The sequence below is a fragment of the Streptomyces sp. NPDC004721 genome (assembly GCF_053601495.1).
Map to the genome: position 1 here is coordinate 14631 of NZ_JBSGBZ010000006.1, position 12466 is coordinate 27096.

Below are 12466 nucleotides of genomic sequence, written 5' to 3' on the forward strand. Positions count from 1 at the left end.
TACTGGCCGTGTGGACCGGTCAACGCACAGGCTTCTGACGGCATCTCACCCTCAGAGCGGCGCCATGACCAGCTCACCGATGACCCGAAGACCGACCTGCGCAGCTAGCTACGGTGCGCGTTCGGCCTCGATCTGTTTGACATGGGCGAATACGGTGTGGACGTCGGCGGGAGTCTCCAGGTCCAGCCGGGCAGGCCTCAGCAACCGCCCCGCCGTGTTCGCAGCGAGGGGGCCCCGTTCGGACGGGGTGATGGGCTCGACCGGCTCGGGAGTGGGATCGGGTGTCCTGGCCGTCTCGGTCATCGACCACGTCGACGCTGTCCGGCCCAGAGGCGGCCGCGCTTCCGAGGTTCAAGCACCTCGTGCTCGAGGGGCGTCCCCGTCATGGTCGGCCCAGGACAGCGGGCGCGGAGCGACTACGCGCCATCCGGCCGTCGAGCAGGGCCTCGGCGACGCGCGCGATAGTGCGTGGCCTTCGCCACAAAATGCCCATTTCAGGATGGATGAATGCGTATAAGTGGTTCTACGGCAAGTTGCACTCCTGCGACGACCATCTCCAGGGATCCGAAAAGCAGTGGCATGGGAGAAGCGTTTGATCACGGTACGTAAACGACGCACCAGGCTGGTCGCCACGGCCGGCGTACTCGGCGGCGTACTCGCACTCACGGCCCTCGGCGGCACCAGCAACGCTGTCACCAGCGGCAACGCTGCCGGGGACCACCCGACCTCGCAGGCGCGGGAGGGTCAGGCGGCCGCCCAGGAGGCTTCCGAAGCCCGAGTAAAGATCACATCCCCACGAGGGGCCGACAGCGTCGGGGGCAGCAACCCCGTCAAGGTCACCGTCAGCAACGGCAAGCTCACCAAGGTGACGATGACCGCCGTCGCGACCGGTGCCGATATTCCGGGCACCCTGTCCGCGGACGGCACGTCCTGGAAGCCGAACGGCCAGCTGGAGCGGGCCACCAAGTATCAGGTCACCGCAGAGGCCGAGGACGCCAAGAGCCGCCCCGTCACCGGGAACGCCACGATCACCACGGCCTCCCCGGCCAAGGGCTTCATCGGGCACCTCTCCCCCGAGGACGGCTCGACCGTCGGCGTGGGCATGCCGGTGACAGTCAACTTCGACAAGGCGATCAGCAACAAGGCCGCCATACAGTCGAAGATCCAGATCAGCTCCAGCAGCGGCCAGCAAGTCGTCGGTCACTGGTTCAACGACAACCGTCTGGACTTCCGCCCCAAGAGCTACTGGAAGCCCGGCTCCACCGTCACCGTCAAGCTCTACGTCCACGGCGTCCAGAAGACGGTCACGTTCAAGATCGGCCGGAGCCAGATCAGCACCGTCGACGCCAAGACGAAGCAGATGACCGTCGTACGGGACGGCAAGACGATCAAGACCATCCCGATCTCGTCCGGCAGCCCCGAGCACCCGACGTACAACGGCCAGATGGTCATCTCCGAGAAGTTCAAGCAGATCCGCATGAACGGTGCGACCGTCGGCCTCACGAAGAAGGACGGCAAGCCCGCGTACGACATCGAGGACGTACCGCACGCCATGCGCCTGTCCGCCTCGGGCACGTTCATCCACGGCAACTACTGGGGTGCCGACTCGATCTTCGGCAAGGTCAACACCAGCCACGGCTGCGTGGGCCTGAAGGACGTCAAGGGCGGCGACGACGGCAAGCAGCCCGCCGCGTGGTTCTTCGACAACTCGATGATCGGTGACGTCGTGATCGTCAAGAACTCCGAGGACAACACCGTGCTGGCTCCGGACAACGGCCTCAGCGACTGGAACATGCCGTGGAGCCAGTGGGTCGCGGGCAGCACGACCCACTGACGCCACGTCACCACGGTTGCCACCACCAGGCGAGATCACCCAACGTAACGAAGCACTACTATTGGCTCAGCCGCGCGAATCTCCGCACCGCCAGCGGGAAGAACACGGCGAGCAGTGCCAGAGGCCAGGCGACGGCCGCCCACACGTGCCCCGGCTCGCCGCTGGGGCTGCCGAACAGGTCGCGTACGGCCGTGGCCGTGTGGGACATCGGGTTCCACTGGACGACCGTGCCGAGCCAGCCGGGCATTGACTCGGGCGCGGCGAAGGCGTTGGACAGGAAGCCGACCGGCCAGACCAGGATCTGCACCGCCTGCACCAGCTCGGGTTTCCCCGCCACCAGCGCCAGGTGGATGCCGATCCACAGCATCGCGAACCGGAACAGCAGGAGCAGTCCCACGGCGCCCAGGAATCCGGCCGGCCCGCCGCCGCTGCGCCAGCCGAGCGCGGCGGCGACGGCCAGGAGCACCGCCAGGCCGATCGCCGACTGCAGCATGTCGGCGGCGGAACGGCCCACCAGGACCGCGCCGTCGACCATGGGCATCGAGCGGAAGCGGTCGACGACGCCCTTGTTCAGGTCCTGTGTGACGGCGACCATCGTGCCCTCCAGACCGAAGGCCATGGTGAGCGCGAGCATGCCGGGGACCAGGTAGTCGAGGTAGTCGCCGCTCACGCCCCGGCCGCCGCCGACCAGGTAGCCGAACATCAGCAGCAACATCACGGGGAAGACCAGGTTCACCACCACCGCCACCGGCTGACGCCTCCAGCGGGCGAGTTCGCGGCGGGTCATGGTCCAGGAGTCGGTCAGTGCGTAGGTGGTCACGCGGTCTCCTTCACTCGGTCGTCGTGCCCGGTGAGCCGCAGGAACACCTCGTCGAGCGTCGGACGCCTGAGCGCGATGTCCTCGGCCTGGATACCCGCCTCTTCCAGAGCGCGGACGATCCCGGCCAGGGCCGCCATGCGGTCGGCGACCGGGGCGCTCAGCAGACGGCGGTCGGTGTCCACGGTGATTCGGTCCTTCGGTACGGGCAGCAGCGCGAGGGCCGCGCTCAACTGCCCGGCGTCGCGCAGGACGACGTCGACGCGGTCGCCGCCGATGGCCGCCTTGAGCGCGTCGGCCGAGCCGTCGGCGATGACACGGCCGGCGTCCACGACCGAGATGCGGTCGGCGAGCTGGTCGGCCTCCTCCAGGTACTGGGTGGTGAGCAGGACGGTGGTACCGCCGTCGACCAGGGAACGGACCGAGTCCCACACCTCCGCGCGGCCGCGCGGGTCCAGACCGGTGGTCGGTTCGTCCAGGAAGAGCACCTCCGGTTCGGTGATCAGGGAGGCGGCGAGGTCCAGGCGGCGCCGCATGCCTCCGCTGTACTGCCGTACCGCCTTGCCGCCGGTTTCGTCGAGGTCGAAGCGCACCAGGAGTTCATCGGCACGCGCGCGTGCGCGTCGCGCGCCAACGTGATGCAGGCGGCCGAACAGTTCGAGGTTCTGCCGGCCGCCGAGTTCCTCGTCGAGTGCCGCATGCTGGCCGAGCAGGCCGATGCGCAGACGTACCGCGTACGCCTCGCGCACCACGTCGTGGCCCGCCACCTCGATCCGGCCCGCGTCGGGCCGCAGCAGGGTGGCCAGGATCCGGACCAGGGTGGTCTTGCCCGCGCCGTTCGGGCCGAGCACTCCGTGCACCGTGCCGCGAGCGACCGTGAGGTCGAGCCCGTCCAGCGCGGGCCTGCCGTTCTTCGTGTTCTTCCCGCCGTACGTCTTGCGTGCTTCCTCGACGATGATCGCCGCGTCGGCCACTGAATCCCCCTCACTAGTCAAACTTGACTGCAGGGCTTCGAAGGTAGGCACTGTCGGGCCCATTAGTCAAACTTGATTAACGGGGTGCAGCGCGTGGTACGCCGTGACCGGGCGGGCCACATCGACGAGGTTCTCGGACCCCGCGACCTACCTCGCTCGCGCTCGCGCGTCCTGCGTTTCCCCGCTCCCCCGCAAGGGGAGACCGCTGCTGTTGTGGCACGCATTGGGCGGGTGCGACGATGCAGGCCGGCGAGCGAAGGGACACCGACGTGAGGCACGAAGACCAACGGCCGCCTGCCGCCGTGCTGTTCGACGCACTGGGCCCCGCGTACGAGAAGGCGTTCGCCCATGACCCCGCGCACCTGTCCGCGCTGGAGTGGCTGATCGAGCGACTGCCGCCCGCCGCGCGGACACTGGACGTGGGCAGCGGCACCGGGCGGCCCACCGCGGCCGCGCTCATCGAGGCAGGGCACTCGGTGCTGGGCGTCGACGTCTCCCCCGTCATGGTCGAACTCGCCGCCCGTCAGGTCCCCGAGGCCGAGTTCCGCTGCGGCGACATCCGTGATCTCCCGATCGAGGCGGACTCGTTCGACGGCGTGTGCGTGTTCTTCTCGCTGCTGCAGATGACCCGCGCCGAGCAGTCGGCTCTGACACGGCGGCTGGCCCTGGCCCTGAGGCCCGGCGGGCATCTGGTGCTGGCCACCGTGCCCGCGGACGTGGAGGACGTCGAGGTGGTCTTCATGGGCCGGCCGGTCCGCGCGACGAGCTTCGCGGAGGAGGACGTCACCGGCATGGTGGAGGCGGCAGGGCTGACGGTGCTGTCCCGGCACAGCACCGCCTTCACCCCGGACCACCCCGGCGCCGGGCCCGAGCCCCACCTCTTCCTGCACTGCCGCCGCGACGAGACCGTGCGCTGACGCTCGGGCACCTCGACGACAAGGCGGCGCCGAGCGCAGCGAGCCGTCCGCGCAGCACCTCTCGCGGCTCATCCAGGTGCTGTGCGGTACGCGAGAAATGAGGGGCCCGGGGCCGTCCGGGATCTCTCGAGCGTCGCCGCAGCCTTCCTGCAGGTCTATGCCGGACGGGTCTGCCCGTGCTCGAAGTACGCGATCAGCTCGGGGGCGAGTTCCGGGATCTCGCGGGGCGTGCCGCCGGCGCGCAGCGACTCGGTGGCCCGCACTCCGGCCGCGACGGCCATGCGCGCGGCGACCGGCGAGGTGTCCGTGACGCCGCCCTCGCGCACGAACCGCACGAACTCGTCGATCAGGAGCGGGTCGGCGCCGCCGTGACCGGCGTTGTCCTCGGCGTCCGGGACGGGGTACTCGGCGTCGGCCTCGGCCCGGTGGGTGGAGCGGCGGGAGTTCCACACCTTGACCACTCCCCCGGGCCCGTCTCCGAAGTTCTCCAGCCGGCCGGCGTCCCCGATGACGGTGTAGTTGCGCCAGTAGTCGGGCGTGAAGTGGCACTGCTGGTAGGCCGCGAGCACCCCGTTGTCGAGGCGCATGTTGACGAGCGACACGTCCTCGACGTCAATGACGGGGTTGAGAGCGCGCTGCGTGTGCGGCGGCCAGTGACCGTCCTTCGTGTACCAGTCCTCGTGCTTGGGCTCGCCGAGTGCGCGCCGGTGCGGATTGTCGCCGTAGACCATGAGGTCTCCGAGGGCCTGGACCTGCCGGGTGTAGCCGCTCGCGAGCCAGTGCAGCACGTCGATGTCGTGGGCGGCCTTCTGCAGCAACAGACCGGTAGTGTACTGCCGTTCGGCGTGCCAGTCCTTGAAGTACCAGTCGCCGCCGTAGCCGACGAAGTGCCGCACCCACACGGTCTTGACCTCGCCGATCTCGCCGCGCGCGATGATGTCGCGCATCAGCCGGACGACGGGCATGTGGCGCATGTTGTGGCCGACGTAGAGCCGTCTGCCGGTCTCGTAGGCGGTGCGCAGGAGGTCGTCGCAGCGCTCGATCGTGATGTCGAGCGGCTTCTCGACGAAGACCGGCTTGCCCGCCTCGAGCGCCTCTCGGGCGACGTCGGCGTGCGTGTGGTCGGGGGTGAGGACGAGGATCGCGTCGACCTCCGGGTCCCCGATCACCTTCTTGTGGTCGCCGGATATCACCGCGCCGGGGAACGCCAGGGCCGCCTCCGCTCGCGCGGCGGCGTCGTGGTCCGCGAGGGCGGTGACCCGGGAGCCGGCTGCCGGCCGGTGCGCGGTGCGCGCGAGGGAGCCGCGCAGTCCGTAACCGATGACGCCGAGGCGCAGGTCGCGGGAGGCGTCGGTCATGGCGTAACCGCCTTTCCTTTACGTGGTGTTGGTGTGGCGCGCGGAAGCATGGAAGCACGGGGACGCCGCAGACCCGCTGACCGGTCCGCGGCGTCCCCTCCGGTGCTCCGGGCTACGGGTGCACCAGGACGTGGGCGAGGGCCACCCGCCCGGTGCCGGTGAGCCGAATGCGGACGTAGCGGGCCTCGGTGTCGGTGTCGAGGAGGGTGGGGCGCAGTGCCTTGCCGGTGACGTGCACGGTGGTGCCGTCGGAGAAGTCGGCCGAGGTGGCGAGCTGCACGTCGAAGTCGGCGGTGGTCATGGAGGTGTCGTTCCAGACCTCGACCTGTCCGACGTGCTGGGCGGCGCCGAGGTCCACCTGCCACCAGGCGCCCGCCTCGGAGAGTGTGCGGGTGTCGGTGGAGGTGTCACCGTCGGTGGCCTTGGCCGCCGTGGCCGTGCCCTCCGTGGAGGACTGGCTGACGGTGCCGGTGCGGGCCAGGTCGGGGCGGAGCTGTTCGACGCTGCCGCGGCCGTTCGCGCCGGCGGCCTCGGCGATCTTGACGGCCTCGGCCGGGAGCCGGTCCAGCTTCGTGCGGTTGTCGGCCATGATCGAGCCGGTGCCCGCGAGGGCCGGGGCGTCGGTGTCGGTCCAGTTGCCGGTGGCGTGGTTGTCGATGCCGTAGTCGGCCCAGTTGGAGACCCACTTGTAGCCGATGCGCGTGATGACGTTCTTGGTGACGGCGATGTGGCTGGACTGTTCGTCGAGGTAGACGCCGTTGCCGTCGCGTTCGGTGTTCCCGTACGCGCTGCGGTTGACGTAGTTGCCGGAGATCACGGTGCCGGGCTGAGCACCCTGGGTGTAGATGGCGGCGCCATCGTGCTGCTCGTGCTCGACCCGCATGACGTCGGTGATCCGGTTGTTCGTGATGCGGTTGTCGCGGAGAACGGACTGCCGGGCCTCGGGCTGGTTCCAGCCCCAGCCGACGGAGATGCCGGAGTACGGCAGGTCGTCGAGGGTGTTGTGGTCGATGGCGGTTCCGGCTTCGTAGCCCGCCCAGATGCCGACGGCGTCCGTGTACTCGACGCCCGTGTGGCGGATGGTGTTGTACGAGACCGTGTTGCGGGCCCCGACGAGTTCGGGGGCCGGCATGGGTTCCGTGTCGCCGATGTACGCGGCGCCGGAGGAGAGGTCGGTGAAGCGGGAGCCGGTGAGCGTGGAGTCCTGGGTGCCCTGTTCGAAGATCACGCCCGCGCCGCCGAGGTGGGTGAAGGTGCTGTGGTCGACCACCACGTGGCGGCCACCGCGGACGCTGAGGGCGGCGGCGGGCTTGGTGTAGTAGCGGCCCGCGTGGTCGACGGGGCCGGTGGCGCCGGTCAGGGTCAGGCCTGCCTGCATGCCCGCGTAGCCCTCGTCCGTGTTCGGCTGCTGGTAGGCGGCATAGGCGAAGCCGATGCCGGTGACGCGGACGTCGTGGGCGCCGTCGAGCACGAGCAGCCCTTCCGTGACCGGGGTGACGGCCTTGGAGCGGCGCGGGTTCTCGCCCTTGCGGGGCCGGTATGTGACGGTGCGTGCGGCCGAATCCCAGACGAACTCGCCGGGCTCGTCGAGGAGTTCGCGGGCATTTTCGAAGAAGGCGACCTTGGAGTAGCGGGACGAGTCGACGGTCGTCGTGTCCCAGGCGGGTCCGGTGCGGTTGGTCCCGGAGGCCGAGTTGGTCCAGCAGGGCTGGGCGAAGGTCATGACGTCGCCGGTGACGGCGGCGATCCGGCAATGGTAGTTGCGCCAGCGGACGCTGATGACGGCCTCGGCGTCGGTGGGCCGGGTCCAGTCGGCGATGCCGGTCTTCTCGGCGCCGGTCATGCCGGCCTTGGTGGCGTCGCACACGGAGGCGGCGCAGGACCCGCCCCGGGCGCGCACGGCCCGTCGCCCGTCGACGAACAGCTGGCGCGGGGTGATGCCCTCGGGCACCTTCGCGGTCCAGGTTCCGTCGCCGTTCACGGTCCAGCCGGTCAGGGCCCGGCCGCCGGAGAGCACGGGCCGCGCGCCGCGGGCCGCGGCCCAGGTGACTCCGGAGTCCTTCGCGCCGAGTTGCAACGGAGCGCTCAACTCGTACGTTCCACCTGCGAGTTCGATGCGCACGTCACGTCCGGTGACGGCTCGGGCGGCGTCCCGCGCGCCCTCCACCGAGCAGGGATGCCCGAGGGTGCAGTGGGACCCGGATCCGTGCGGTGCGGCGTACAGGACCTTGGGGGCCGGGGCCGCCTCGGCGGCGGGCAGCGGGCTGAGGAGCAGCGCCGCGCCGACGAGGAACGCGGCTCCGGCGGTGCGAGTGGTGCGGGTGCGCGGTCTCATGCGATGACCTTCCGCTTGAACGGCCCGCCGCTCGGGGCGGGCCCGGGTTTGGGGGTGCGGCTCAGGTGCGGGGCTGATGTGTGCGGGGCGGCCGTGGTCCGGCCGCCCCCGGTCAAGCCGTGGCTGTCCAGTCCGGGTGGCCCGGCATCGGCGGGTTCTTCGCGCCGAACAGCCAGTCCCGCAGGAACGGGTCCAGCGAGCGGTCGCCCGCCACGGTGACGGCGTGGGTGATGAAGTCCTCGCTGGTGACCGTGCGGTCCTTGAAGCGGCGCGGCCACAGGCCCATGATTCGGTCGAACTTCTCCTGCCCAACGTGGAGTTGGAGTGCGTAGAGCACCAGCGCGCCGCCGTCGTAGATGTTGGTGCCGCCGAGGGCCTTGGGCAGCCCGGGCGGCCCGTCGGTCGCGCGGATCGCGTCGAGCTTGGCGTACGTCGCCTTCATCTTGTCGGCCATGACGGACCAGCCGCGCTCCTCGCTGTAGAGCGCGGCGTAGTACACGGCGGGGCCCTCGTTGAGCCAGGCCTGCTGCCAGTCGTTCGGCGTGACGCTGTCGCCGAACCACTGGTGGGTCAGCTCGTGCACCATGGTGTTCTCGTACGTCGGGTGGCCGTCGGTGCTGAGCTTGAACCAGTTGGTGCCCATCAGAGTGAGCGTCGTGTTCTCGAGGGCGTCGGTGTACCCGTCGTAGATGTGGAGGCCATACACGGAGAACGGGTAGCGGCCGAACTTGGCTTCCAGCCAGGCGAGATGGTCGGGAGTACGCGCGACGATCGGGGCGTACTTGTCCTCCTGGCCCTGCGGGACGATGTGCCGCAGCGGCAGCCAGGTGTGCGAAGTGCCGTACAGGTAGGTGCCCTTGACGACGGCGATGCCGAGCAGCTCCGTCGGCATCCGCTCGCGCAGCGCGAAGTGCCAGACCGTCGAGCCGTCGGCGCGCTTGTCCTTGCCGGTCAACTCACCGTTGGCGGCGGCGACATAGCCCTCAGGCGCGGAGATGTGGAAGGTCCAGGTGGCCTTGTCGGACGGCGTGTCGTTGCACGGCAGGAACGTGTCGGCCCGTGACGACTGCACGGCGGAGGCGAAGCCGCCGTCCGAGCCGAACCTCCAGCCGGTCAGTCCGGCCCGCGGCGCCTTGCCGTTGCCGCGGTAGGCGACGGTGACGTCGAACGGGGCGCCCTTGTGGAGCGGTGCCTCCGGGGTGACCGTCAGCTCCTGGCCGGACTGGCCCAGGGACAGGGCGTGGGACGCGGCGCGGCCGTTCACCGTGATCGAGTCGATGGTGTGGCCGTCGGTGTCCAGGTTGAACGCCGAAAGGTCCTGCGTGGCCCTTGCGTTCAGCTTCACCACGGCCGTGAAGTCGTACGTCACCGGAGTGAAGTCGAAGGTCAGGTCGTAGTGGACGACCTGGTAGCCGCCGTTGCCGAGGGTCGGGAACAGCGGGTCGCCGACCCCGTCGGAGCCGGGGCGCGGGTCGAACCCCGCGGCGCCGGCGGGCGAGCCCAGGACCGGTACGGTGATCGCGGCGGCGACCGCCGTCTTCGTGAGGAACGCGCGTCTGCTGGTGTTCACTTCTTCCCCTTCTGCGAGGCCTGCTCGAACTCGGCGCGACACTTTTCGCCCCCGGCGTTGCGCCACTGCTTGACGACCGAGTCGTACGCGGACAACGGCTTGCGTCCGGTGACCAGGTCCTTCAGACCGTCGAGGTGGATGGTGTAGAGGCTGCCGAGCCCCTTGGAGTCCCAGGTCGGCGAGGAGTAGCTGAGGGTCGGGTCCTCGATGAGCTTCGGGATCAGTACGGAGTACGCCTCGTGCACGTAGCGGGCGGCCTCCGGGTGCGTGGCGCTGAAGAACGCGGGTGTCGCGGAGGCGAGCTTGCCCCACGGCACGGTCACGTCCTGGGTGCCCTGCTTGGTGAGGACGGGCGTGCCGTTCCCGTCCCGCTGGTAGTCGACGTTCTCGACGCCGTAGTTGATGAGCGTGTATTCGAGCGATCCGAAGGGCGAGGCGGCGAAGTCGGCGAGCCGCAGCAGTTCCCTGACCCGCTCCTCGCCTGCCTCGCGGATGTAGCAGTTCTGCAGCGAGACGTTGTCGGTCCAGGTCACCGCGTCCTTGCCGACCGGGACCATGGGCCGTACGTCGAACGACTTGTCGATGGCCGCCATGGCGTCGACGTAGCCGGTGGCCGTGGTCAGGTACGCCGGCATGCCGTCGAAGACGTAGGCGGCCTTGCCGTTCTTGAAGAGATCCGTGTACTGGGCCTTCTGGGCTCCGGACATCTGCACGGTGCCCGGGTAGTAGCAGCCCGCCTTGTAGAGCTTGGCGGCGGTCTCGACCGCGTACCGGTACTTGTCGTCCTCCAGCTGGTACGTCCACTTGCCGGACCTGCGGTCGAACTTCCAGAAGTGCTGGGCGCCGGCCGACATGGCGAGCAGGGTGGTGGCGCCGCCGGAGAAGAAGTACTGCTTCTTCCCGGCGTCCGTGAGGTCCTTGGCCAGCTCGACGAACCGCTCGATGCTGTCGATCTGGTCGAGGCTGGTGACACCGGCCTGCTTGAACAGGTCGGCCCGGTAGAAGCCGGCGCCGGCGCTGCCCGAGCGGGCGATCGGGATGCCGTAGAGCTTGCCGCCCTTGATGGCGTCGCGCCAGGCGTACTGGGGGATGGCCGCGAGGTTGGGGTAGTCCTTGACCTTGTCGCCGGAGAGGTGGGGGCCCAGCTCGGCGCACTTGGCGGCGAGGAACGAGCCCATGTTGTCGACACCTCCCGTCTCCGGGTACATGAAGATGTCGGGCAACTGGTCACCGGCGACCATCGTCGAGAACTTCGCCGGGTAGTCGTCCGCGGGCACGGCCGTGAAGTCGACCTGGGTGCCGAGCAGCTTCTCGATCTCCCGCCAGGCGGCGTTCTTGCCCCGGCCGGGCGGCAGCGGCGCGAACGTCTCGGTGACCGCGGTGATCTTCTTGGCGCCCTTGAGGGGGGTGCCTTCGGTGGCGCGTGCCAGTTCGCCCGGGTACTTCAGGAAGGCGTTCGGGACGCCCGCCGAGGTGCCGGGCAGGTCGGCCTTGATGCCGATGTTGCGCACGGTGGTGGTCGGCAGCAGCTTGGCGTTCTTGGCCTCGGCCTTGGCGCCGGCGCCGCCGTCGCCGCAGGCGGCGAGCAGCGGCGCCGCGGCGACGGCGAGACCGGCGCCCGCACCCCAGCGGAGCAGGGTGCGGCGGTTGACGGATGTGGTGCCGGACATGGGGGGACTCCTCAATGCGAGGGGATATGGGGAGAGTTGGGGGGCGCGGGTCAGCCCTTGACGGCGCCGGTGAGGACGCCCTTGGTGAAGAACCGCTGGAGGAAGGGGTAGACGAGCAGGATCGGCACGACGGCGATGACGAGGACGGCCATCTGCACGGCCTGCTGCGGGGCGACCACCTCGCCGGCTGCCGCGGTGTCGAGGTTCTGGCCCTGGAGGATGAAAGTGCGCAGGACCATGGGCAGCGGCCACTTGTCGTTGTCGCCGAGATAGAGCAGGGCGTTGAAGTACGCGTTCCAGTACGCGACGGCGTAGAACAGGCCGACGACGGCGATGACCGCCTTGGACAGCGGCAGTACGACCCGGATCAGGGTCCGGAAGTCGCCCGCGCCGTCCACCTTCGCGGCGTCGTACAACTCCTCCGGCAGGTTCATGAAGAAGGCCCGCATCACGACGAGGTTGAAGGCGCTGACCATGGTGGGCAGGACGAGCGCGGCGAAGGTGTTGTAGAGGCCTAGCTCCTTCACCAGGAGGAAGTTGGGGATGACGCCCGCGTTGAAGAGCATCGTGAACAGGGAGGTCATGAGGATGAACCGGCCGCCGACGATGCCGCGCCGCGACAGCCCGTACGCCATGCCGATGGTGGCGAGGAGGCTGCAGGCGGTGCCGATGGCGGTGACACCGATGCTCACGAACAGGGCGCGGGTCACGCGCCCGCCGGTGAACGCGGTGCGATAGGCGTCGAAGTTGGGGTGGTCGGGCCACAGGACGAGCCCGTTGGACTTGATGATGTCGGTCTGCGAGGCGAAGCTCGTGCCGATCACGCCGATCAGCGGGTACGCCACCAGGCCCACGACGATCACGAGGGCGAGGCCCTTGAGCACGAGGCCGAGCCGGGTGGGCTTCTCCATCCACGGGGGCCGGACGCCGGAGGGGCGCAGTTCTCCCGCCGCGGGTGCGGGGCGGGTGGCGCTCCCACCGCGCGTCTTCA

At 69.6% G+C, this 12466-nt stretch carries 10 protein-coding genes; 2 read left to right on the forward strand and 8 right to left on the reverse strand.

All coding sequences use genetic code 11. The features are described 5' to 3' along the window. Window positions 1-108: 108 nt before the first annotated feature. Window positions 109-303: a hypothetical protein gene (locus ACWEK3_RS06805; protein ID WP_453249090.1), complete on the reverse strand. Its 195-nt coding sequence runs from the start codon at window positions 301-303 to the stop codon at window positions 109-111. Window positions 304-592: 289 nt separating this feature from the next. On the opposite strand from ACWEK3_RS06805, the gene ACWEK3_RS06810 reads away from it, so the two are divergent. Next, window positions 593-1834 carry an Ig-like domain-containing protein gene (locus ACWEK3_RS06810; protein ID WP_450540403.1) on the forward strand — a complete coding sequence of 414 codons (1242 nt, stop codon included), beginning with the start codon at window positions 593-595 and terminating at the stop codon, window positions 1832-1834. A 58-nt stretch (window positions 1835-1892) separates the two neighbouring features. Here the strand turns inward: ACWEK3_RS06810 and ACWEK3_RS06815 are convergent, their stop codons facing one another. Then, window positions 1893-2654 (reverse strand): ABC transporter permease, encoded by a 762-nt coding sequence (locus tag ACWEK3_RS06815; protein ID WP_453249091.1) that lies wholly within the window; start codon window positions 2652-2654, stop codon window positions 1893-1895. After that, complete coding sequence (locus ACWEK3_RS06820; protein ID WP_453249092.1) at window positions 2651-3625, reverse strand: ATP-binding cassette domain-containing protein; 975 nt, start codon at window positions 3623-3625, stop codon at window positions 2651-2653. Before ACWEK3_RS06820 ends, ACWEK3_RS06815 begins: the two co-directional genes overlap by 4 nt. Before the next feature lie 269 nt (window positions 3626-3894). Here ACWEK3_RS06820 and ACWEK3_RS06825 point away from each other — a divergent pair, with 269 nt between their 5' ends. Continuing rightward, window positions 3895-4542: a class I SAM-dependent methyltransferase gene (locus tag ACWEK3_RS06825; protein ID WP_450540406.1), complete on the forward strand. Its 648-nt coding sequence runs from the start codon at window positions 3895-3897 to the stop codon at window positions 4540-4542. Between the two features lie 155 nt (window positions 4543-4697). On the opposite strand, the gene ACWEK3_RS06830 is transcribed toward ACWEK3_RS06825, so the two are convergent. From ACWEK3_RS06830 to ACWEK3_RS06850, 5 genes are all read right to left on the reverse strand, one after another. Next, on the reverse strand, window positions 4698-5900 hold the full coding sequence (locus ACWEK3_RS06830; protein WP_450540408.1) for a Gfo/Idh/MocA family protein: 1203 nt from the start codon (window positions 5898-5900) through the stop codon (window positions 4698-4700). A 112-nt stretch (window positions 5901-6012) separates the two neighbouring features. Continuing rightward, window positions 6013-8235 (reverse strand): right-handed parallel beta-helix repeat-containing protein, encoded by a 2223-nt coding sequence (locus ACWEK3_RS06835; protein ID WP_450540410.1) that lies wholly within the window; start codon window positions 8233-8235, stop codon window positions 6013-6015. 112 nt (window positions 8236-8347) lie between these two features. Continuing rightward, the gene (locus tag ACWEK3_RS06840; RefSeq protein WP_453249093.1) at window positions 8348-9805 is read right to left on the reverse strand and encodes a M1 family metallopeptidase; all 1458 of its coding nucleotides are present in this window, start codon (window positions 9803-9805) and stop codon (window positions 8348-8350) included. Further along, window positions 9802-11475: an extracellular solute-binding protein gene (locus tag ACWEK3_RS06845; RefSeq protein WP_453249094.1), complete on the reverse strand. Its 1674-nt coding sequence runs from the start codon at window positions 11473-11475 to the stop codon at window positions 9802-9804. The genes ACWEK3_RS06840 and ACWEK3_RS06845 overlap by 4 nt, the downstream gene beginning before the upstream one ends. 50 nt (window positions 11476-11525) lie before the next feature. Continuing rightward, a complete protein-coding gene (locus ACWEK3_RS06850) occupies window positions 11526-12386 on the reverse strand; it encodes a carbohydrate ABC transporter permease (RefSeq protein ID WP_361413059.1) in 861 nt (286 codons plus the stop codon). Between the last annotated feature and the right edge of the window lie 80 nt (window positions 12387-12466).

Excerpts from the sequence above, each read along its gene's own strand:
- ACWEK3_RS06805 (WP_453249090.1), bottom strand. The coding sequence starts at position 303 with ATGACCGAGACGGCCAGGACACCCGATCCCACTCCCGAGCCGGTCGAG.
- ACWEK3_RS06830 (WP_450540408.1), bottom strand. The coding sequence starts at position 5,900 with ATGACCGACGCCTCCCGCGACCTGCGCCTCGGCGTCATCGGTTACGGA.
- ACWEK3_RS06835 (WP_450540410.1), bottom strand. The coding sequence starts at position 8,235 with ATGAGACCGCGCACCCGCACCACTCGCACCGCCGGAGCCGCGTTCCTC.
- ACWEK3_RS06845 (WP_453249094.1), bottom strand. The coding sequence starts at position 11,475 with ATGTCCGGCACCACATCCGTCAACCGCCGCACCCTGCTCCGCTGGGGT.
- ACWEK3_RS06850 (WP_361413059.1), bottom strand. The coding sequence starts at position 12,386 with ATGGAGAAGCCCACCCGGCTCGGCCTCGTGCTCAAGGGCCTCGCCCTC.